This window comes from Alteromonas sp. G5_S2_22_S1 (assembly GCF_054968525.1).
This window is the reverse complement of record NZ_JBQKUJ010000026.1, coordinates 1-21,860: the sequence shown is the minus strand read 5'-3', so window position 1 is coordinate 21,860 and position 21,860 is coordinate 1. Positions and strand designations below refer to the sequence as shown.

General features: G+C 45.0%; 16 protein-coding genes. 7 read left to right on the top strand and 9 right to left on the bottom strand.

From position 1 onward, the window contains the following. Positions 1–57: 57 nt before the first annotated feature. Complete coding sequence (locus ACTRWF_RS18680; RefSeq protein ID WP_462836022.1) at positions 58–2,553, bottom strand: prolyl oligopeptidase family serine peptidase; 2,496 nt, start codon at positions 2,551–2,553, stop codon at positions 58–60. A 171-nt stretch (positions 2,554–2,724) separates the two neighbouring features. Between ACTRWF_RS18680 and ACTRWF_RS18675 the strand changes: the two genes are divergently transcribed. Then, positions 2,725–3,279, top strand: coding sequence for a glutathione peroxidase (locus ACTRWF_RS18675; protein ID WP_278383649.1), 555 nt, complete (start codon positions 2,725–2,727; stop codon positions 3,277–3,279). A 171-nt stretch (positions 3,280–3,450) separates the two neighbouring features. Here the strand turns inward: ACTRWF_RS18675 and ACTRWF_RS18670 are convergent, their stop codons facing one another. Then, positions 3,451–4,053, bottom strand: coding sequence for an FMN-dependent NADH-azoreductase (locus ACTRWF_RS18670; RefSeq protein WP_012519162.1), 603 nt, complete (start codon positions 4,051–4,053; stop codon positions 3,451–3,453). 226 nt (positions 4,054–4,279) lie between these two features. Here ACTRWF_RS18670 and ACTRWF_RS18665 point away from each other — a divergent pair, with 226 nt between their 5' ends. Then, positions 4,280–6,739 (top strand): CHRD domain-containing protein, encoded by a 2,460-nt coding sequence (locus tag ACTRWF_RS18665; protein WP_462836021.1) that lies wholly within the window; start codon positions 4,280–4,282, stop codon positions 6,737–6,739. 108 nt (positions 6,740–6,847) lie between these two features. Here the strand turns inward: ACTRWF_RS18665 and ACTRWF_RS18660 are convergent, their stop codons facing one another. Next, a complete protein-coding gene (locus ACTRWF_RS18660) occupies positions 6,848–8,089 on the bottom strand; it encodes a cystathionine gamma-synthase family protein (protein WP_462836020.1) in 1,242 nt (413 codons plus the stop codon). An 80-nt stretch (positions 8,090–8,169) separates the two neighbouring features. After that, positions 8,170–8,805: a 1-acyl-sn-glycerol-3-phosphate acyltransferase gene (locus ACTRWF_RS18655; protein WP_278383653.1), complete on the bottom strand. Its 636-nt coding sequence runs from the start codon at positions 8,803–8,805 to the stop codon at positions 8,170–8,172. Between the two features lie 109 nt (positions 8,806–8,914). Here ACTRWF_RS18655 and ACTRWF_RS18650 point away from each other — a divergent pair, with 109 nt between their 5' ends. The 3 genes from ACTRWF_RS18650 to ACTRWF_RS18640 all read left to right on the top strand — a co-directional run bounded on the left by ACTRWF_RS18650 (position 8,915) and on the right by ACTRWF_RS18640 (position 13,481). Beyond that, positions 8,915–9,697 carry an NRDE family protein gene (locus ACTRWF_RS18650; protein ID WP_278383654.1) on the top strand — a complete coding sequence of 261 codons (783 nt, stop codon included), beginning with the start codon at positions 8,915–8,917 and terminating at the stop codon, positions 9,695–9,697. Positions 9,698–9,844: 147 nt separating this feature from the next. After that, positions 9,845–11,035, top strand: coding sequence for an amino acid aminotransferase (locus ACTRWF_RS18645; protein WP_020743737.1), 1,191 nt, complete (start codon positions 9,845–9,847; stop codon positions 11,033–11,035). A gap of 280 nt (positions 11,036–11,315) precedes the next feature. Further along, a complete protein-coding gene (locus ACTRWF_RS18640; RefSeq protein WP_462836019.1) occupies positions 11,316–13,481 on the top strand; it encodes a S46 family peptidase in 2,166 nt (721 codons plus the stop codon). Between the two features lie 65 nt (positions 13,482–13,546). Here ACTRWF_RS18640 and ACTRWF_RS18635 read toward each other — a convergent pair whose 3' ends face one another. The 4 genes from ACTRWF_RS18635 to ACTRWF_RS18620 form a co-directional block, all read right to left on the bottom strand. Beyond that, positions 13,547–14,005: a YaiI/YqxD family protein gene (locus ACTRWF_RS18635; RefSeq protein WP_020746074.1), complete on the bottom strand. Its 459-nt coding sequence runs from the start codon at positions 14,003–14,005 to the stop codon at positions 13,547–13,549. 25 nt (positions 14,006–14,030) lie between these two features. After that, positions 14,031–14,792 (bottom strand): SDR family oxidoreductase, encoded by a 762-nt coding sequence (locus tag ACTRWF_RS18630; RefSeq protein WP_012519170.1) that lies wholly within the window; start codon positions 14,790–14,792, stop codon positions 14,031–14,033. 155 nt (positions 14,793–14,947) lie between these two features. Further along, positions 14,948–15,715 carry a glucose 1-dehydrogenase gene (locus ACTRWF_RS18625; protein WP_462836018.1) on the bottom strand — a complete coding sequence of 256 codons (768 nt, stop codon included), beginning with the start codon at positions 15,713–15,715 and terminating at the stop codon, positions 14,948–14,950. A gap of 111 nt (positions 15,716–15,826) precedes the next feature. Next, positions 15,827–17,629 (bottom strand): acyl-CoA dehydrogenase C-terminal domain-containing protein, encoded by a 1,803-nt coding sequence (locus ACTRWF_RS18620; RefSeq protein WP_462836017.1) that lies wholly within the window; start codon positions 17,627–17,629, stop codon positions 15,827–15,829. Positions 17,630–17,771: 142 nt separating this feature from the next. Between ACTRWF_RS18620 and ACTRWF_RS18615 the strand changes: the two genes are divergently transcribed. Next, the gene (locus ACTRWF_RS18615; RefSeq protein WP_462836016.1) at positions 17,772–18,761 is read left to right on the top strand and encodes a helix-turn-helix domain-containing protein; all 990 of its coding nucleotides are present in this window, start codon (positions 17,772–17,774) and stop codon (positions 18,759–18,761) included. 264 nt (positions 18,762–19,025) lie between these two features. Beyond that, entirely contained in the window at positions 19,026–21,317 is a 2,292-nt protein-coding gene (locus tag ACTRWF_RS18610) for a TonB-dependent receptor domain-containing protein (RefSeq protein WP_462836015.1), read from the top strand. Positions 21,318–21,400: 83 nt separating this feature from the next. Here ACTRWF_RS18610 and ACTRWF_RS18605 read toward each other — a convergent pair whose 3' ends face one another. Continuing rightward, positions 21,401–21,757, bottom strand: coding sequence for a hypothetical protein (locus ACTRWF_RS18605; protein WP_015067377.1), 357 nt, complete (start codon positions 21,755–21,757; stop codon positions 21,401–21,403). Positions 21,758–21,860 lie beyond the last annotated feature (103 nt).

Here is a 21,860-nt window from a genome sequence, read left to right as displayed (position 1 = left end):
GTGCGATAACAAACCCCGTGCTTTTAAACACGGGGGAAATCGCTCGTTAAGCGCTGTTTATAAGTTTTCTTCGAAAAGTTTATAGATACGGCGATATTCGTCTAACCATGAACTTGGCTGTACAAAGCCGTGGGGTTCAACTGGGTAAATAGCGGTTTCAAAATCTTCTTTTTCAAGCTCTATAAGACGCTGCACAAGTCGCACGGTATCCAAAAAGAATACATTATCATCCACCATAGGCGCATTGATAAGCAGCGGTTTTTCTAACCCCTCTGCGAAATAGATGGGTGAGCTGCGCTCATAAGCAATGGGGTCGATGTCAGGCGTATTTAGAATATTTGCTGTATAAGGCGTATTGTAATGCGCCCAGTCGGTTACCGGGCGAAGCGCCGCGCCTGCCGCAAACAGATCTGGTGCGGTAAACATAGACATAAAGGTCAAGAAGCCGCCGTATGAACCGCCGTATGTGCCAATACGCTCACGATCTACATTTGCATTCTCTACAAGCCAGTTAACACCGTCACGCAAATCTTGCACTTCTGGCGTCCCCATTTGGCGATAAATAGCCGTGCGCCAATCTCGCCCGTAACCAGCACTGGCGCGATAATCCATATCAAGTACCACATAGCCTTGTTGAACAAGCATGCTATGGAACATGTATTCCCTGAAGTAACCCGACCACCCCATGTGGGCGTTCTGCAAATAGCCCGCACCGTGGTTAAACACTACCGCTTTATTTGGCGCTGACTTATCGTAATTTTCAGGTAGATATACCCTAGCGTAAATAGGTGCCTCGGTATGCGATGACTCAATAGCAACGATGTTAGGCACTGCCCATGGTAGCGCGTTAAAATCGGCGCTAGTGCTTTGTGTAATTTGTTTTGCCGCAGAAGTTTCATTAGCCGGCTTGATATAAAGCTCTTGTGGCTTATTTACTTTACTGTGACTCAATAGCAAGTTTTTACCATCAGGACTAAGCGAGTAATCCGTCATACCATTTAAATCGGTCATGGTATCGATAGTGTTGTCGGTTAAGTCAGCGCGATAGACTTCGTAAAGCCCTGGGTGCTCCATATTCGCTTTAAAGTAAATGTAGTTGTCGTCATGAGAAAGTGTTAAGTCATCCACAATAAAGCGCCCACTTGTTAGCGCAATTGGCGCTTCGTCAGGCTTTTGTATGTATAAATGCGAGAAGCCTGTATGTTCAGACTGGTAGTACAATGTCTCGCTATTATTCATCCAACCAAATGCATTAAAACGATAGTTGATCCATGCATCGTCATGTAGCCTATGTTGGTTTTCTAGCGTTTTATTCGCCAAATCGATGGTGGCTATCCAGCGGTCTTTGTTGTCCCACGCTTCAAGCATTACCGCGACAGCGTTTCCGTTTTTGTGCCAGCGAATTGAAGGCTTGGTCCAGTACCAACTCTGTAGCAGCGTAATGTCCCGTGGTAAGCGATTCACTTCATACGATTCGCCCTTTGCTTCGGCATTTTCCGCTTTTACATTAGCCAGAACATCATCGTTATAGCCCGGCAAGTTGAAGTATTTAAGTTCGTTTTTCTCACCTGTTTTTAAATTGAGAAGCCATAATACGTGATTCACCGGCTCAGCATCGGCAACCCGCTGGCGTACTGGCTTAGCAGCAATACGACTGTCTTCCTGAATGTAGTGCGGCATGATGTCGGTATCATCGCGGCTAGGCTTGCTTTCAGTTGTTGCAACCACCGCATAATTTCCCGCAGGAGATACGCTGATCCCAGCTAGCCTATGAGACTTGTCAAAGTAAAAAGGCGTTGGCGCTACGCTCTTGTTTTCGTTGGCAAGCGCTTTGTGGGCCTTATCTTTATCTTGTCTATTTTTACGCTGTAGTTTTATATATTCCACCAGCGATTGCTGCTGCTTGGCGATATAGTCCTTCGCTGGTTCAACGGCTTCAGGCGCATCTTTAAACGCCCAACTTAGTAACTCTTCACGTGTGCCATTAGACAGGTCGATAGCTATGAACTTGTTGCCACTCAGGGCCATCAACCGACCATCGGTCATAAACGAAAGCGTAGAGAGTGCGTTCCCTCCTCGTGCCAGATGCACCGTTTCACCGTTAGTGAACTGAACATACACACTATCTTCAAACGAGTACGCAATAACCCCATCATCTCGCACTACTCGTTCGTCAAAACGGTACTTATGTAAATCTGATAAAGGCGCTTTAACCGCACGTGCTGGATTTGAAAGCTCTGCAATATAAACATCTTTTAATGCGCTGTTTTGCTTTTCTCTTTCAAAAACTATTTTACCGCCATCTACCGACCAGCCCATTGATGTCGGCAATGCACCAATCCACTGCGGATCTGACATTATCTGTTTAAGCGTGATTTCACCGGTTTCCGCGTCACTTTGCGATGCAACATCAGGGGTGACTGTTTGCTGTACCGTAGCGGCTGGAAGTGAAGGGAAAGCCGCCTTAGCTGCTATATCGTTAGTTGTGCTGGCGCATCCGCCTAGCGCGAAAGCCACGCTGGCTGCGATGACTAAAGAAGAATATTTTTTCATTATTTTAAGTCGTTGTTATGTAAAAAGCGTTAACATTATACGCAGAGTAACCTTGATTGCTCTAACGTTCATCGTTAGTGGTAGTGAACCAAACGTAAACCAATCCCGTTAATGGTTTGGACAAATAACAACGACTAAAATAACAAACATTGATATGAGAGGTAAAACCCTATGAAGATTAAAGGTTATGCGGCTGCCCTACTTTCACTTAGTTTATTCACATCTTTGAGCTACGCGAACGAGTGCCCTAGCGTACTTAAATTTATGAAGCGTAAACTCAATTCTCAAGAAACCGTAAACTTGTGTGACGAGTACGCAGGAAAAACCTTGTTGGTCGTTAACACTGCGAGTTATTGTGGTTACACGCCCCAGTTTGAAGGTTTAGAAGCACTTTACCGCAACTACAAAGACAAAGATTTTGCCGTGTTGGGTTTTCCTTCTCACGATTTTAATCAAGAAGATAGCGACGAAGGTAAAACTGCTGAATTGTGTGAACTAACCTATGGCGTTAAGTTCCCGATGTTTGAGCCGATTTCTGTTAAAGGTGACGATGCCGACCCTATGTACCGTATGCTTAAAAACGCGACAGGCAAAGCCCCATCTTGGAATTTCAACAAGTACCTTATTGATAGTTCAGGGAAACAAATTATCCACTACCCTAGTTCAACTAAGCCCACAGATGCAGCGTTTATTGCAGATATAGAAGCCTTGCTTAAAAGCGAATAGTCGTTAGTTTATTCACTGCGTAAACAGAGTGGGTAACAAAACCGAATAATATATCGCCCATAAAAAAGCCCCGCGTAATACGCGGGGCAATCAAGCACACTCAACTTGGAACACACTTTTAGCTGAAAACATACTTCCTACGTTTTAGCTAACTGCATTAATTTAGTGTGTTTAGCCCTTCGTTAGTTCAATAATTTTTTCATTCGCATCGGCAAAAGCGCTATTCGCTTGCTCTTCACCCATGTTAAGTCCTTCAGCATAAACGAAATTTACATCGCTGATCCCGATGAAATTTAAAAAATGTTTTAAATATGGTGTTTGTGTATCAAAGTCTGAACCAGCGTAAACACCACCACGGGCTGCAAAAACCGTGGCTGATTTATTCTCTAACAAGCCTACAGGGCCTGTCTCTGTATATTTAAAAGTAATACCAGCCCTTGCGATACGGTCGAAGTAGGCCTTAAGGCTAGAAGGAATGCCAAAGTTATACATAGGTACTGCAAGTACAATTTCGTCCGCCGCTTTCACTGCTTCAACAATATTGTCAGAAATTTTTGCCAATGCATGTTGAGACTCGTTCCTTTCAGATGCATCCGTCATCCACGCCTGCATTTCTTCGCCAGTTAAATGCGGCAGCGCCAGTGAAGCAACATCCACGCGGTTGATGCGCACGCTATCGTCGTTCTCAATTTTTAATAGATACTCGTTGGCGAGTTTAGATGAGTTGCCCTCTGTACCGTTAAGGCTAGAAAAAATCGCTAGTACTGTCTTCATGCAGACCTCCAATATCTGTTATCTCGAAAGGACTCATATATTAGGCCAACCAGCTTGGATGAAAATATTAAAATTAAGGAGGCTTTGTTCTATTTTATAGAACAAAGCCTAGACATGTAAACAATATGAAAACATTACATTGCGTTAATGTTGCAAGGAGGTTGATCTTCTCTATTTCGCTTTGCGTAATCGAGTTTGCCACAACACAATTAAGAGGATACGAAATATGAGAAGGACCAAAGCACTCCTTGCTTGTTCAATACTACCACTGTTTTTATTCGGTTGCTCAGATGACGACGACGATGTGGTTCAAGAGCCCACTCCAGAATTTGCCAATGTTAGGGTTGTTCACGCCGCATCGGATGCCCCCATGGTTAACGTTACCGCAAATGATGCCATATTAAACAGCCTTGAAAATGTAGACTACCAAGTCGCTTCTTCCCGTTTTAGAGTGGAAACGGGTACCTACGACATTGGTGTAACCGGCATTCTTCCAGGTGAAAACGCTGAAGTTTTACAAGCCAATGTAACGCTAGAAGCAGACATGAATTACGACATCTTTGCTGTTGGTAATGTAGCAGATGAATCGCTTTCGCTTCTCACGGTAACAAGCACCGAAACAGCCGTTGAAGCCGGTAATGCGCAAGTTCAGATTGTACATGCAGCATCTATGGCACCGACGGTCGACATTTATGTTACTGCCCCCGATACAGACATCACTGCGGAACAACCACTTGTCACTGCTGAATTTACTGATTCTACAGACTTGATTCAGGTTCCAGCAGGAGATTACCAAATTCGTATTACACCAGCAGGTGAAACCACGGTGGTGTACGATTCAGGCACGGTTAATCTCGCCGATGGTGCAGACTTGCTTATCGCAGCTACTAACAATGTAGGTACGGTGGAATCACCCGTTACGCTGCTTGCAGCAGATGGTGATGGCAGCTTTAAAATATGGGACACAGAAGCGGGTGCAGCGATTCGCGTGGTCCATGGTATCAGCGACGCGCCAGCGGTTGATGTAATTGCTAATAATGAAATTGTGTTGGTAGACGGCATCCAATTCCCTCGTACAACCGATTATCTTTCTGTTGCTGCCGGCGATTATTTAATTGATGTAGTAGCGGATAGCGATAGTAGTGTTGTGGCAATTGACGATGCAGAATTATCGCTAGAAGTCGGCATGTCGTATACCGCTATCGCAAATAATACTCTAGCAGCGCCAGAGTTAGACGTACTGCTTGATATGCCACGTTCTGTTGCAACTGAAGCAAAAGTGCGAATTATTCATGCTGCACCCTCTGCTGGGAACGTTGATATTTATGTGACAGCGGATGGCGAAATTGATGCCATTGACCCCGCCTTTGCAGATATAGCCTATGATACAGGCGAGCTTGTTGAAACAGGTTACGTTAGCTTAGCTGAAGGCGACTACGTGGTAACTGTAACACCCACCGGCACAAAAACCGCTGCTATCGAAACGGGTGTACTATCACTAGTAAACGGTGAGATATACACGGCAATCGCACTTGATGGCGCGATGGAAGGTGATTTACCGCAGTTAGCGTTACTTGATGGTCTAGCACCACCCCCACCAGCGTTTAATGCTGATATGACTTACAACGTTAGTTTAAGTGGAGCGCAAGAGGTACCTGCTGTTGATACCATGTCTACTGCAACGGCAGTCGTTGAGATTGACGAGGATCTACCTGCATTTAGCGTAAGTGTAGATGTTTCCGGTTTAACCGAAGTTACTGGCGTTCACGTTCACGATGGGGGCATTGGTATGAACGGCCCTGTTGCTTTCCCACTGACCGATGCTGGAAATGGTACCTATGTTTTAGCTGAAACTACCATTTCACCGAGTAACCTAGATGCGCTGACTAGCGGTGAGTGGTATCTAAACGTTCATACCACAGCTAATCCAAGTGGCGAAGTGCGTGGCCAAATTGTTCCTGACACTACAGCGGTAGTGACATTCTCGCTAAGCGGCAGTCAGGAAGTACCAGCGGTAGATACTATGGCAATGGGTTCTGGCTATGCTCTATTCGATACGACCAACAATAATGTTTCTCTTGTGGCGGTTACCACTATCGATAATGCAACCATGGCACACATTCACACTGGCTTTGCTGGAGTAAATGGTCCTGTGCTAGAAGCGTTGGTAGAAAGTGACGAAACAGCTGGCGTTTGGATGACGGATGGAAGCGTAATGCTTGATGAAGCTACAGCTACGCAATTACTTTCAGGAGGTCACTATGTGAATGTACACACTGCGGCATTCACTGGCGGTGAAATTCGGGGCCAGATCACGCCTGACAATATCGAAGTGTACGGCATCATTGCCGATGGCTTACAAGAAGTTCCGGCCGTTACTACAACAGCAAGCGGTGCGGGTGCATTCACGCTGAACACATCCACAGGTGCACTATCTGGTAGCGTAACCATTACAGGTATGACGGCCAACATGGCGCACATCCACGAAGGTGAAGCGGGTGTAAACGGTGGTGTATTACTGGGGCTTACTGACGGTACAGATGGTATGTGGTCGGTGCCAGCTAATACAACGCTAACCGCTGAGCAAATGGGTGTTATGGCTGACGGAGGTCTTTACACAAACTTCCACTCAGATGCATTCCCAAGCGGTGAAATTCGCGGTCAAATTACCCTAGGTTTTGATTAGACAGAGGCCAGTCAAACGTATTGCTTTAATTATATTGAACGCAATTAGTACAAAATAAAAAAGGGGCGAAAGCCCCTTCTTCTGTACTTTAACTCAGCAAAACATTGTCTAAATCGTGTTTAGCGCTGCTTCAAAATCCGCAATCAGATCCTGAGTGTCTTCAATACCTACTGAAATACGTAACATGGTATCGGAAATACCCATAAGCTCACGTTCTTCTGCCGTGTTCTCGAAATAAATAGTAGGTGCAACAGGTAGTGCGAGGGTGCGATTATCGCCTAAGTGGGTGGCGCAGATTACCAGCTCCATCTCGTTTAAAAACGCCACAGGGTTAGCGCCTTCAATCAAATCAAAGCTCAATATCGCACCGTAGCCACCGTTTAGATACTCGCGCGCCATGAAATGCTGAGGATGATCGGCAAGACCAGGATAAAATACCTTAGACACTTTTGGATGGTTATCTAAAAACGTAGCGAGTTCCATGGCATTGTGCTGGCTGCGAGTTAAGCGCAAATCAAGGGTTTCCATGCCAAGAGCGATGGCCGTAGCTGATTGCGGTGCCAATGTAGCACCTAAATCGCGCAAGCCTTTCTTTTTGATCTGGGTAATACCCCACTGTGCAGTATCTGCCACCTGATAAGCAGGCTTGAGGTTGTCAAACTTTGTCCAGTCGAAGTTGCCAGTGTCAACCACTGCTCCACCTAACACATTACCGTGACCTGCAATGTATTTGGTTAATGAGCAAAACACCAGTGATGCCTTAACGTCTTTTGCGTAGAAAACTGGTGGCGGGGTCATGGTGTTATCAACCATAAACAGCACGTGCTTTTCTTCACAAAACTGACCGATAGCGTGAAGGTCAGCCACTTGGGTTACCGGGTTCGCCACGGTTTCTGAGTATACGCCCTTTGTGTTCGGCTGGTACGCTTCTTTTACTTGCTGAATATCAGTAACGTCTGTGTAGGTTACTTGCACACCAAAGTCTTTGATGGTCTCAAAAAAACTGCGGGTATTTCCAAACAAGTACTGGCTTACTATTAAATGATCGCCTGACTTAAGCAACGCAAACAAGGTGCTGCTTATAGCAGCCATTCCCGTTGCATAGCATAGCGCACCTACGCCACCTTCAAGTTCACAAAGCATGTTTTGAAGCGCAGCAACTGACGGTGAAGATGAGCGAGAATAGACGTGAGCAGCACGTTTTCCTTGAAAGGCGTCTATGATGCCCTGAGCATCTTTAAACTCGAAAAGCACTGAATTAGATGTACTGCTATGGACACCACCATGTTCTGGTGTATTTAGCATGCGATCAGCATGAACCTGACGGGTTGTGAATCCCAATTTTGTCACGGGTGAAGCTCCGAAAATAGATGATTGCGACTTAGCCTAGTACGTTACTTAAACAGTACTCACTGCTTCTTACGAAACAGCTATGGCTTTGTAATGCAGTTTTTAGGATATTTTGCGCAAACATTATCATAAAACGTATAAATAGTTTGCATTTGTTCATCTATATTAGTCACATTCTGAATAATTGGCCCTAAAACGATAGTCTTTTCCGCATAATCTAGCCCAATAACTTGAATGGGAATATTGGCTTGCTTCGCAATATGCATAAACCCTGTTTTCCATGGATATACAGGGCTTCTAGTCCCTTCTGGTGCAAGCGCTAGAACAATATGGTCTGCTTGCGCAATTTGATGAGCTATAGTGGTAACCACGCCGTGGGCTTTGCTTCTTTCAATAGGAATACCGCCCAGCCTTCTTACCACTGCGCCAAGCGGACCTCTGAAAATGGTATGTTTTCCGAAGAAGTTAATATTAAGCTTAAAAGAAAACACTACGCACAGGCCAATAAAGAAGTCCCAGTTAGACGTATGCGGTGCCACTGCCAAAATCGCCTTGTTTTGATTGATTAACTCACCTTCAACTTTCCAGCCCCTTTTCGTAAGAAGCCACGCAGCAAATTGTGAAAGCCAATTAGGCCATTTTCGAGGAATATTTTCTCCTACATTTACCTTTCCTATTGCACGTCCTTCTATGCTACTTTTCGTAAATTCTGTCATTATTATTCTCATTACTACTTCTAAGCGAAGGGTAATCAATATGCTAATGTAACGCAATTGTTAACGGTATTTGTTATTTGCTTGAAATCAGACATATTTAAGGAAGAGCATGTGTATTCTTTTTATCGCTAATAAAATGCGAGACGATTACCCGCTTATTATTGCGGCCAATAGGGATGAGTTTTACGCGCGGCCTACTTCCCCTTCACATTTTTGGAATAGCTACCCACACTTACTTGCAGGGCAGGATTTAGAGGCTAACGGCACCTGGATGGGCGTTACACGTAATGGCACCATGGCAGCGCTTACCAATGTAAGAGCCCCCAATAGCATAAATAAAAATGCGGTGTCTCGCGGCGAATTAGTCGCTAACTGGTTGAAGCAAGACCAGGTTGACGCAACGCACTGTGCTCAATCACAATATTTAAAGACGCTGGAAAATACGCGCCATCAATACAATGGCTATAATTTGTTATTTGGTAATGTAAAGGCGCTTCAGGTTTACAACAATGTAAACAATTCGACCCATCCAATCGATACCGGCGTGTATGGTTTGTCTAACGCTGATATTGCTACACCTTGGCCAAAAGTGACCCAAGGCGTTACCGCATTGAACGATTATGTTGCGAATAAGAGCAGCATTATTGATGACGACTTATTTGATATTTTGCGTTGTGACAACAAAGCTAACGACGCGCAGCTACCCGACACTGGCATAGGCTACGAATGGGAAAAGGCGTTATCCTCCATTTTTATTCAAACTGAAAAATATGGCACTCGCACCTCTACGCTACTATTAGTCGATAAAAACAATACTATTTCATGGAAAGAGCGTCGTTTCTCAGATAAGGGCGAGGTGCTAGAAACCCGTGCCTTTTCTTTTTCAATTTAGGGTATTTCTGAAATGAAACTTTCGTTTACGTTTTCCTTAGCCGAATAATTGAAATATTTTCAACCTTTAGGGGTCGTTTTTTCTACCATCGGTGGCATAATGCCTGCCTGCTAACTTTTGCACACCAACGTAACGTGAGGACATATCGTGTTTGAAGTATTACCCCATCTCGCCCCAGATCCAATTCTTGGCCTGTCAGCTGCTTTTCGTGAAGACACCAACCCAAATAAAATCGATTTAGGTGTTGGCGTATATAAAGATGAGCAAGGTAATACCCCTATTCTTTCAAGTGTTGCTAAAGCACAACAAGTGCTTTTAGACACCGAAACCAGCAAAACCTATATCACGCCTCAGGGTAATCAAGGTTTTATTGATGGCATGTTGTCTTTGCTTTTAGGTAAGAATAGTCCAGTACTTCTTGCAGACCGCGTTGCGGCGGTTCAAGCGCCTGGTGGTTGTGGTGCGCTGCGTATTCTTTCAGAACTGCTAGTTCGTTGTAATGAAAATGGCAAGGTATGGGTAAGCGACCCTACATGGGCTAACCATATTCCACTTATTGGCTCTGCTGGCCTTAAAATTGAAACCTATCCGTACTTCGATAAAGCGTCTGCAAGCATTCGTTTCGACGCTATGATGGAAACTCTTCGCAAAACTGAAAAAGGCGATATCGTTCTTCTTCACGGTTGCTGTCACAACCCAACAGGTGCAGATCTTACTAATGCACAATGGGATGAAGTACTCGAAGTCGCGAAAGAGCGTGAGTTCTTACCATTTATTGATGTGGCTTACCTTGGTTTTGGTGAAGGTTTAGACGAAGACGCCTACGGCATGCGTTTGTTGGTCGAAAATCTTCCAGAAGTAATTGTAGCGGCCTCTTGCTCTAAAAACTTCGGTCTTTACCGCGAGCGCGTTGGATTAGCGGCCATCATTACTGAAGACTCAGCAACCCGTAAAATTGCGCAGGGTCAAATTCAGTCAATCGCACGTGGCATCTACTCTATGCCACCAAGCTACGGTGGTGCATTGGTAGACATCATTCTTGCTGACGAAGCACTGAACAACGAATGGGTATCTGAAGTGAACGAAATGCGCGACCGCATGAAGTCTCTACGAGCCATGCTTGTTCAAAACCTTCACGACAATGGTTCACCGAAAGACTTTAGCTTTGTGAACGATCAAAAAGGTATGTTCTCGTTCTTGTGTATTACACCTGAGCAAGTGCGCGAAGTGCGTGAAAAGCACAGCGTGTACTTTGTTGATTCTAGCCGCGTAAACATTGCAGGCATCAACCAAGAAAACGTTGAAACACTAGCGAAAGCGTTGGTATCAGTGCTTTAAGCGTTAGCCAACGTTTTTAAAAATTCAGAAGGCAGAGTTTAAACTCTGCCTTTTTTGTTTTGTCTCTTCTCCTCACTCCCCTGCGACGAAAGGCTTATAAACGCTTTAAACGACGTCTCGTTACACTTGCTAACAAATTTGTGTTGCACGCCCGGTGCTTTTTCATAGGGCGAACAGGAAATAATCGTTACACTATAACAATGTTGACGTATACGTTAACTTGGTATGTATTAAGTTTGGTTTATAACAATTAGATTAACGACAAGAACAAGGAACACCCATGTCAAAAGTAAGTGTATTTTGTATTTCTGCCGCGTTGCTCGGCACGGCAATGCAGGTAGGTGCTAAGGAAGGCATGTTCACGCCAGAGCAACTCCCTTCAATTGCTGGCGATTTAAAAGAAACCGGTTTGGAAATTCCTGCAAGTAGTATTAACGACTTAACCGCGTTTCCAATGGGCGCTATTGTGTCGCTTGGTGGTTGTTCAGCATCGTTTGTGTCTGACAAAGGCTTAGCGGTAACCAATCACCACTGTGCCCGCGGTTCAGTGCAATACAACAGCACACCAGAAAACAACTACTTAAAAGATGGCTTCTTAGCAAAAGAAATTGGTGACGAACTGCCAGCAGCACCAGGCACTCGCATGTTTGTTACGGTGGATTTTTCTGACGTAACCGACAAAGTTGTTGGCGGTATCAATGATGACGTTCAAGGGCGCGAGCGCTACGACCTTATCGAGGCAAACCGTAAAGCGCTAATTGCAGAATGTGAGTCAGAAGCAGGCTTTCGCTGCTCTGTTCCGTCATTCTTCCAAGGCCTTGAATACAAGCTTATTAAGCAAATGGAAATCCGTGACGTGCGTATTGCTTATGCGCCCGCTGATTCTATCGGTAAATACGGCGGCGATGTAGATAACTGGATGTGGCCTCGCCACACCGGTGATTTCTCTTTCTATCGCGCTTACGTAGGTAAAGACGGTAAACCCGCTGATTACAGTGAAGACAACGTGCCGTTTGAACCTGATCACTTCCTTAAAGTTTCGGCAGCGGGCCTTGAAGACGGCGACTTTGTAATGGCGGCGGGTTACCCTGGCTCAACGAATCGCTATGCGCGTTTGTCGCAAGTTTCGTACATGTTTGACTGGTTATACCCTACCTACCTTGAACTGGTAGACGAATGGATTAAAACCATTGAAACCTCGTCAGAAGAAGGTAGCGATGCTCGTATTAAATATGAAGCAACACTTGCAGGCTTGAATAACTTTCATAAAAACACGTTAGGTCAGCTTTCTGGCGCTAAGCGTGTTGGGCTTGTTCCTCGCCGCGCCGAGCGTGAAGAGCAACTGGCAGCATGGCTTGATAAAAATGGTAAGAGTGAACTAAAACAAGCCCTGGCCGATCTTGATGCGGTTAGCGCAGAACAAATGCAGATGAACAAGCAAAACTTCTGGTACAACAACCTAGGTCGTGCACAACTGTTGTCATCCGCGCAAACCTTATATCGCAACGCAATTGAAAGGGAAAAGCCAGATGCAGAGCGTGAACGTGGGTATCAAGAGCGCGATCAAATTCGTCTTAAAGAAAGCGCAGAGCGCATAGAGCGCCGCTTCGACGCTGTGGTAGATCAAGCTGTGTGGCAAAAAATGATCAGCATGTACCTAGAGCAGCCTGAAGAAAACCGTGTTGCGGCTTTCGATAAAGCAGTAGGCATTGACGGTAGTACTGACAGCAAAACGCTTCATAATAAGTTAAAAGCGTTTTATGACAACACGTCACTGAACAATACTGAAGAGCGTTTGAAGTGGTTAACCGCAAGCCGCGAAGCGTTTGAGAAGAGCAACGACCCATTCATCAAACTAGCAGTTGCATTATTCGATACTGAAATGGCTATTGAAGATAAAAGTAAAACGCTTAGCGGTAAAGCTGCTGCACTTCGCCCTAAATACATGAGCGCGATTATCGAATGGCAAAAATCTTTGGGCAGCCTCGCTTACCCAGATGCAAACAGCACGCTTCGAGTAACTTACGGTAACGTGATGGGCGGTTCGCCAAAAGATGGCCTCATTTACGAACCCTTTACCCGTCTTGAAGGCATTACTGAAAAAGATACCGGCGAAACACCGTTTGATTCACCGAAAAAGCAGCTTGAGCTTATTAAAGACAAGCAGTACGGTCCGTACAAACTTGAAGACATCAATAGCGTACCGGTAAACTTCCTAACGGACTTAGATTCTACAGGCGGTAACTCAGGCTCTGCAACGCTTAATGCAAAAGCAGAACTAATCGGTTTGTTGTTCGACGGTACGTTTGAAAGCGTTAACTCAGATTGGGACTTTGATCCGAAAACAACCCGCACCATTCATGTAGACACGCGCTACATGCTATGGGTAATGGAGTACGTTGACGGTGCAACAAACCTGATCGAAGAAATGACCATCGTAAAATAATTACTAAAACCAAATGGAGTCAGAGTACATTTTTGTCAATGTAAAAGTACTCTGACCCCATTATTTTATTTGAGGGTGCGGAGGCCTTGGGTTAGGAGGCGGTCTAGCGCATTGGCGAAGTTTTGCTTGTCGCGCTGGGAGAACGCCTTTGGACCGCCAGTGTGTTCGCCACTTGAACGCATGGTGTCCATGAAGTCTCGCATACCCAGTATTTGCTTAATTGACGACTTGTCGTATTCCTCACCACGGTTGTTTAACGCAAGCGCATTTTTCCCTAGTACATCAGCAGCTAAAGGAATGTCGTTGGTGATGACTAAATCCCCCGCCTCGCACTTCTCTACAATGTAATCGTCAGCTGCATCGAAGCCAGAAGGCACCTGTGTAAGGGTTATGTGCTTGTCTGGTGGAACAGACATAGAATGGTTAGCCACCAAAGATAAAGGCAGCTTGGTACGCCTAGCTGCCTTAAAAAGTATATCTTTGATCACTGCAGGGCACGCATCGGCGTCAACCCATATATGCATGGTCGTATCTCGTAATTATCTCTATTTACGCTAGCATACCACCATCTACAACCACTGTCGTGCCCGTGGTATAGCTTGATGCATCTGATACTAAATACAACACCGTGCCCGCCATTTCATCTGGATCGGCTACGCGGCCCAGCGGAATTACTTTAAGCGCATGCTTAAGTATTTGTTCATTGGTAGTAAGCGCAGATGCAAATTTGGTGTCAGTTAAACCAGGTAATAAGGCATTCACTCGAATATTTAGGCTACCGCACTCTTTTGCAAACGACTTAGTCATGCTGATAACCGCAGCTTTGGTGATTGAATAAATACCCTGCATATCGCCCGGTGTTACACCATTTACTGAAGCGGTATTGAGTATGACGCCACCGCCCTGCTCTTTCATCATTTTACCCGCTTCAATCGACATGAAGAAGTAGCCGCGAATATTTACATCTACTGTTTTATTGTAGGCACCAAGGTCGGTATCCAGAATATGACCAAAGTACGGATTTGCCGCAGCGTTATTCACAAGAATGTCCAATTTACCGAAATCTCGTTTAATCGCATCAAACGCTTCGGTAATTTGCTCCATCTCACCCACGTGACAAGCCAATGCCGTTGCTTTGCCGCCCGCATCGCGAATTGAAGAAGCAACCGCCTCACAACCGTCTATTTTACGGCTAGATACAATCACGTGCGCGCCGTACTGAGCAAGTAAACGCGCAATAGATTCACCAATACCGCGACTAGCGCCAGTAACTAGTGCCACTTTTCCTGTTAAATCGAACAAGTCTTTCATTAAATATTCCTTCTCTTGCTGTTTTCGAGCAAACTATGCAGATTGTGATTTATACTCTTCTTGCATAGTTTCGTAATCGTTTTTAAGGCTTATATAGATAAGGTACATAACCTTTTATATCGCCCCTACGCTTAGTGATAGCGCCATAGTGAAGCTTATGCCAGCATGCCCCCATCCAATACAACCGACTGGCCCGTCATAAACGATGATTCATCGCTACACAACCAGGCAATCGCATTTGCAATTTCTTCTGGCTTACCAAGCCGCTTCATCGGGTTTGCGCCAATCAGACCTTTTTGACCACGCTCATCGAGTTTTGACAGCACACCCTGCACCATAGGGGTATCTACAAAACTGGGGCAAACAGCGTTAATGCGAATATTGGCACGCGCATATTCTACTGCCGCTGATTTGGTTAACCCAATGACACCGTGTTTTGATGCACTGTACGCGCTGATCATAGGCGCAGAGCGAAGCCCAGCAACGGAAGCGATATTAATGATGTGTCCACCACCTGTTGCTGTCATATGCTTCAACGCATTTTTCATGCAGTACCATACCCCCGCTAAATTCACCTGAATATTTTTCATAAACATAGCGTCATCGACTTCGGTGAGCGGTGATGGAAAATGATCGATACCCGCATTATTGATGATCACGTCTATTTTATCGGTGCGAGATAACGCCGTATCGAACATGGCCTTAACCTGGCTAGGTTCAGTAACATCTACCGCTACGGCGTACGCCTTACCACCAGCCTGTTCAATTTCGCTTGCCAACGATTTCGCGTTGTCTTCATTTAAATCGGCAATACCCACTAAGGCCCCACGAGCACTTAAAACCTGGGCAGAAGCAGCCCCTATACCAGAGCCACCACCGGTGATAAGAATATGTTTACCTTCAACATTTGCAGCTACGTTCATATAATGAACTCCAAAAAATGTACTTCAATTCAATGATTGGCTGAACAAGCATGAATGTAATGCTTGCCGCCTGATGCTATAGCATCATTCCCTTTTAAGGCTTATCTCAATTTAGAAATAGCTCGCTTTAACGTTATTACATGTGGCGTCTTGTGACGTGAGTACTTCGATGTCGCGACTAACCAGCGGCAGTTCCCAATTTAAAAAATACTCGGCGGCTGCTAACTTGCCTTCGTAGAAGTCAACGTCTTGTTCGTCTGCCCTTTTCGCGAGTGCTTGTTCGGCAACATTCGCTTGGCGCAGCCAAATCCAGCTCACTACACAACTTGAGAATATATTTAAAAAGCAGCTTGCGTTAGTAAGCAATACCGGTTGTTTGTCTGAACGCAAATCGGTGGCAGCTTGTTGAATAAGTGCCCCTAGCTTGTCTAGGTAAGGCTTTAGCTTAGCGGCAAGTGTCTGTGCACGTGGCGTTTCTGCACGCTTCATGTCGCCGGTTACACGAGAAAGCAACGCCTCTAGCCCCTTACCGTCGTGTTGCCACAATTTTCGACCAAGCAGGTCAAGTGCTTGAATACCATTAGTCCCCTCGTGAATGGGGTTTAAGCGGTTGTCACGCCAGCATTGCTCAACAGGGTATTCACGGGTATAACCCGCGCCCCCCAAAATCTGAATAGCTAAGTCATTCGCTTTAGGACCAAACTCTGATGGCCAGGCTTTAAACACCGGCGTTAATAGGTCTAACAGCTGGGAAAGCTCGGTACGCTTTTCACTATCCGTCTCGGTTTCCATTTTGTCTATCAGCATGCTGCCATACAGGCAAAGCGACATACCACCTTCACAGTAGGCTTTTTGCGCGAGTAACATTCGGCGCACGTCGCCATGATTGATAATAGGTGACGGGTCATCTTCTGGCGCTAAGTTAGGAGCAGCACGGCCTTGGGTGCGATCTTTTGCGTATTCCAATGAATAGCGGTACCCGCGATACCCTATCATGGCAGCACCGTAGCCCACGCCAATACGCGCTTCGTTCATCATCATGAACATATAACGCAAACCTTGATGAGGCTCGCCAATAAGATAGCCGTGGCAATCACCGTTTTCGCCAAACGTAAGTGCCGTAGATGTAGTACCGCGGTAGCCCATTTTGTGAATAAGGCCCGCAAGGGTAACATCATTGCGCACATCTGGATTTCCGTCTGCATCTAAACGGTATTTAGGTACAGCGAAAAGTGAAATACCTTTCACGCCTGCAGGACCACCTGGTATCTTCGCCAGCACCAAATGCACGATATTGTCAGATAGCTCATGCTCACCGCCTGAAATATAAATCTTGCTACCTTTGATGCGGTAAGTACCGTCATCTTGCGGTTTGGCTGAAGTGCGGATATCAGCAAGTGAAGAACCCGCGTGAGGCTCTGTCAATGCCATGGTTCCTGTGAAGTCACCTGTAAGCATCTTTGGCAGGAACGCATTTTTGATATCGCTAGAAGCAAAATGCTTAATGACGTTTGCAGCCGCTGCGGTTAGAAACGGATAAGCTGTAGATGATGGGTTAGCCGCTAAAAAGTAACCCGCACAGGCATTCATTACCGTAACGGGTAGCTGCATGCCGCCGTCTTCAAAATCAAAGTGCCCGGCAATGAAACCAGATTCACGGTACGTATCAAACGCGACTTTAACCTCATCGATCATCGAAACCTTTGAACCATCAAACGTAGGCTCATTTTTATCAGCCACCGCATTGTGAGGAAGAAATAGCTCTTCAGCCATTTTCTCAGCCATATCAATAACAGCGTTGAATGTTTCTACGTTATGTTCTTCAAAGCGTGATTTTTCGCAGAGCGATGCGGTATTTAATACCTCATAAAGTTGGAATTGCATTTCACGGCGAGGAATGAGTTGATCGGCCATGGTGTTTTGTCCTTCACGAATACTTGTTAACACATTGTGTCATATTCGTTATCATGCCATTATTGTCAATAATGACACAATAATGGTTAATGCCGCCAACAATAACTCAGCCTTATTTTTTAAAATAACTCTAATTACTTTTATGAATAGCACCAGGTTCACTGTTACCGTATTAGGCTTCGACCAAGCCCTTGCCTCAGCCATCACTGGCGCGCTTGATGTCTTCGCTTTTGCTGGCATCAGTTGGCAGCGTATTCACAAACTTTCCCCTTCTCCACAGTTTAGGGTGCAGTTGGCAAGCCACCACGGCCAGCCTTTTATGTGTTCGAACCAAATCATGTTACAACCCAACATCGCCATTGAGGATGTATCACACACCGATATCCTTCTTATTCCCACTATTGGCGGGAATATCGACGAAGTACTGAGAGATACACAGCCTCTACTCGTACATATAAAACGTTTGCAAAAAGTAGGCGCCGACATTGCGGCGAACTGCACAGGAACATTTTTACTCGCCCAGACAGGTCTTTTAACGAACAAAACCGCAACTACTCATTGGGGCTACGCTGACAAGTTCAAATCTATGTACCCGGACGTTAATTTACAGCCAGACAAAATGGTAACGGAAGACAATGCGGTTTATTGTGCAGGGGGTGGGATGGCATGGATAGACTTATCCACGCAATTAATTGAACGTTACTGCGGGCACCAAATTGCAAGTGATATCGCTAAATCACATGTGCTAGATGTGTCTAGAACAAGCCAAACGATTTACGCGAGCAGCAGGCAGCGCCGGCTTCATGCTGACAAAGACATCATGGAAATTCAGTCGTATTTAGAGAAAAACGTGCGCAGCAAAACCACGCTTGCAGAATTAGCCAAGAAACACAATATGACTGAGCGCACAATGATCCGCCGATTCAAAAACGCCTGTGATATTACACCTGGTCAGTACTTACAAGCACTACGTATTGAACAAGCTCGCAAACTGTTAGAAACATCTACTATGCCGCTAGAAAACTTAATAAACGCTGTAGGTTACGAAGATTTAAGTTCCTTCACTCGCTTGTTTAAGAAGACGACGGGGCTCTCTCCGTCACAATACCGCATAAAATTTAACCGCAGCTAATACAGGCTGTGTTTATGGCCTGATAACTGTGCACTAATAAAAACCATAGTTGTCTCTCATTGCTTTACCTCAGTGCAATAAATATTCATCGATATATTCACTGCTACTAATATTATGCATTAAGGGGGCAAAAATTTGTAAAGTTGCACAAATTTGAAGTTTTTATTGCAAACTTTGTGTAAAATGCAACGCCAAGCATAGATTGTTAATTTTTGTGCTAAAAACACTACAAAAGTATAATTTTAAAATCATCTTGGTGGAAACATGAGAACACATAAAATCGCCACGCTAGCGTTAGCAGTTAGTGCAGCGTTCAGCTCTTCAGTTCTTGCACAAGAGGCCGCAACGACAGAAAAAAAAGAAGCCTCACTTGAACAGATTACCGTTACTGCGCAAAAGCGTACACAATCAATTCAAGAAGTACCAATTTCAATCTCCACGCTAAGCGGAGAGCAGTTCGAAAGCCTTTTCTCTGGCGGTGGTGACATTCTTGAACTTGCTACACGTGTACCGGGTTTGTACGCTGAATCATCTAACGGTCGTGTGGCACCGCGCTTCTATATTCGTGGCCTAGGTAATACGGATTTCGATTTAGCAGCATCTCAGCCTGTTGCAATCATGATGGACGGCGTTGTTAAAGAAAACGTTGTCCTAAAAAGCTTCCCACTTTTCGACGTTTCTCAAGTTGAAGTACTACGTGGCCCTCAGGGCACCTTATTCGGACGAAATACCACAGCTGGTATCGTAAAATTTGATACGAATAAGCCTACTCAAGATTTCGAAGCTTTTACTGAAGTTAGTGTAGGTAACCTTGGTACATTCAACGCAGAAGCAGCAATTAGCGGAGGTTTGACTGACGAACTTTCTGGTCGCTTCTCGGTACTATCTCAAAACCGAGGTGACTGGATTGATAACGGATTTACAGATGAATCTGATGCGATGGGCGAATATAAAGAGCTGGCTTGGAGAGGCCAACTTTTATGGGAGCCAACAAGCCTTGATATGACTGCGCTTTTATCTGTACACGGAAGAGACCTAGACGGAACATCTACTATTTTCCGTGCTAATGCTCTAACGACTGGTTCGAATGATTTCAATGCCAACTATGATAGAGACCGCGTGTATTATGATGGTGGCGCAGGTAACAGACAAAAATATACAAACGAAGGGGCTGCGCTAACGCTGGACTTTTTCCTAAACAATGGAATGACCCTTACTTCAATTACATCTTACGAACAGGCTGACGGCTCAAGCCGCGGTGATATCGATGGTGGTGCCATAACCCTGGCAGATCAACCAGTTCCAGATGTTCCGAATGGCTTTACGTTCGCAGAATATATGAGTGATATTGACTTTGACGGCGTAGAAGATGCTGTTCGTTCATATCCGGGTTTTATTCCATTCTCTTCGGACACGACTGATCTTCTCGATAATCTCGAACAAGTAACTCAAGAAGTACGCTTGGCAAGTGATACTAGTTCTGCACTGTCTTGGCAAACAGGTATCTACTTATTTAGTTCAGAATTTGATGTTACTACTGACCCAGGCTTCGTTGCACCAACAACAGTGACTCACGAAAGCTCGCTGTGGGCTGTTTTTGGTCAGGCTGATTATAAAGCTAGCGAAAAGCTAACTATCACTGCAGGTATTCGTTACACAGACGATGAAAAAGAGCTAACTAACGCCAATAACTCTGCGCCGGTACCGTTCGATCCGATTAAAGTTGATGATCAGCGTATAAGCGGCGATTTAAGTGCTAATTATAAGATTGACGATAACGTGAGCGTTTATGCGCGTTATGCACATGGTTTCAGAGGCCCAACAATCCAGGGGCGTGATGTAGCCTTCTTCCTTGCTCCGTCCGTTGCTGAATCAGAAGTCATGGACTCATTTGAAGTTGGCTTTAAAGCTGACTTGCTTGATGACACCCTCCGCGTAAACGGCGCTGTTTACTACTATACGGTTGACGACATGCAGTTTTCTGCAATTGGCGGCGCTGATAATTCAAATCAGCTACTCAATGCGGAAAATGGAACCGGTCAAGGATTTGAAATTGACGTAAAATGGCTAGCAACTGATAGCCTTATGCTAACCGCGGGTTATAGCTTCAACGACACTGAGATTGATGATCCGAACTTGCTGGTTGCACCATGTGGGTCAGGACAGTGTACTGTTACCGATGAACTTGTTGATGGTTTTGCTGTTGTAGATGGTAACCCGTTCCCTCAAGCGCCAGAGCAAACATTTGTATTCACCGCCAGATATTCAATTCCTATGGGTGATTCAGGTGAGTTCTTTGCCTTTACTGATTGGGCTTGGCAAGGTGAAACGAACATCTTCCTATACGACGCTGTTGAGTTCAAAACAGACAGTCAGTTTGAAGGTGGTCTTCGTTTAGGCTACGAGAATTTCGACCATGAATACACGGTAGCTTTATTCGGGAGAAACATTACTGACGAAGAGAACCTCCGTGGTGCTATAGATTTCAATAACTTAACGGCTATCGATAACAGCCCACGCGTATTCGGTATAGAATTTAGAAAAAGCTTTTACTAAGTTATAAATACGTTCTTAGTTAAACGTACTAGAAATAATAAAGCGGTAGGCTGCCATACAGCTACCGCTTTTTTTATGCCATTCTACGCCGCCATATGAATATCTGAAGTAGGCGTTTGCACAAGCTGCTGTAGCTTTCGGCACACCTTTACCCAGCGCGCCACTTTTTGATAGTAAACCTGCTCTATCAATTGCCCTTTCTCATCAAACAAAAAGCTAGCAAGCTTTCCTTTATTTCCTGGCATATAAAAGTGATGTACCGTGAACTGGTGAGACAAGGGCGCATTTACGATTTTTTGATACATGCAGAACGGCAGTGTATTAGCTCGCTCATCACCGCCAGTTAAACGACTACGGCGCTGAAACGTATCTGAACCTAAGTCAGCTAATATGCCGTGCTTTGTAATAAGTTGATCGACCGCTTTGATGCCTGTTTGCATAATCATCTCCAAAAAGGTGCCGACGCCGACACACCACAATAAGAGTCAAAATAAACCATACTGATATTTATACAGTATATGGTCATTTGATTAAAATGCAAAC

Bases quoted from the DNA above. Each gene is read 5' to 3' on its own strand.
- ACTRWF_RS18650 (WP_278383654.1), top strand. From the start codon at position 8,915: ATGTGTATTCTTTTTATCGCTAATAAAATGCGAGACGATTACCCGCTT.
- ACTRWF_RS18675 (WP_278383649.1), top strand. From the start codon at position 2,725: ATGAAGATTAAAGGTTATGCGGCTGCCCTACTTTCACTTAGTTTATTC.
- ACTRWF_RS18635 (WP_020746074.1), bottom strand. From the start codon at position 14,005: ATGCATATATGGGTTGACGCCGATGCGTGCCCTGCAGTGATCAAAGAT.
- ACTRWF_RS18655 (WP_278383653.1), bottom strand. From the start codon at position 8,805: ATGACAGAATTTACGAAAAGTAGCATAGAAGGACGTGCAATAGGAAAG.
- ACTRWF_RS18640 (WP_462836019.1), top strand. From the start codon at position 11,316: ATGTCAAAAGTAAGTGTATTTTGTATTTCTGCCGCGTTGCTCGGCACG.
- ACTRWF_RS18625 (WP_462836018.1), bottom strand. From the start codon at position 15,715: ATGAACGTAGCTGCAAATGTTGAAGGTAAACATATTCTTATCACCGGT.
- ACTRWF_RS18605 (WP_015067377.1), bottom strand. From the start codon at position 21,757: ATGCAAACAGGCATCAAAGCGGTCGATCAACTTATTACAAAGCACGGC.
- ACTRWF_RS18680 (WP_462836022.1), bottom strand. From the start codon at position 2,553: ATGAAAAAATATTCTTCTTTAGTCATCGCAGCCAGCGTGGCTTTCGCG.
- ACTRWF_RS18630 (WP_012519170.1), bottom strand. From the start codon at position 14,792: ATGAAAGACTTGTTCGATTTAACAGGAAAAGTGGCACTAGTTACTGGC.
- ACTRWF_RS18670 (WP_012519162.1), bottom strand. From the start codon at position 4,053: ATGAAGACAGTACTAGCGATTTTTTCTAGCCTTAACGGTACAGAGGGC.
- ACTRWF_RS18665 (WP_462836021.1), top strand. From the start codon at position 4,280: ATGAGAAGGACCAAAGCACTCCTTGCTTGTTCAATACTACCACTGTTT.
- ACTRWF_RS18610 (WP_462836015.1), top strand. From the start codon at position 19,026: ATGAGAACACATAAAATCGCCACGCTAGCGTTAGCAGTTAGTGCAGCG.
- ACTRWF_RS18615 (WP_462836016.1), top strand. From the start codon at position 17,772: ATGAATAGCACCAGGTTCACTGTTACCGTATTAGGCTTCGACCAAGCC.
- ACTRWF_RS18620 (WP_462836017.1), bottom strand. From the start codon at position 17,629: ATGGCCGATCAACTCATTCCTCGCCGTGAAATGCAATTCCAACTTTAT.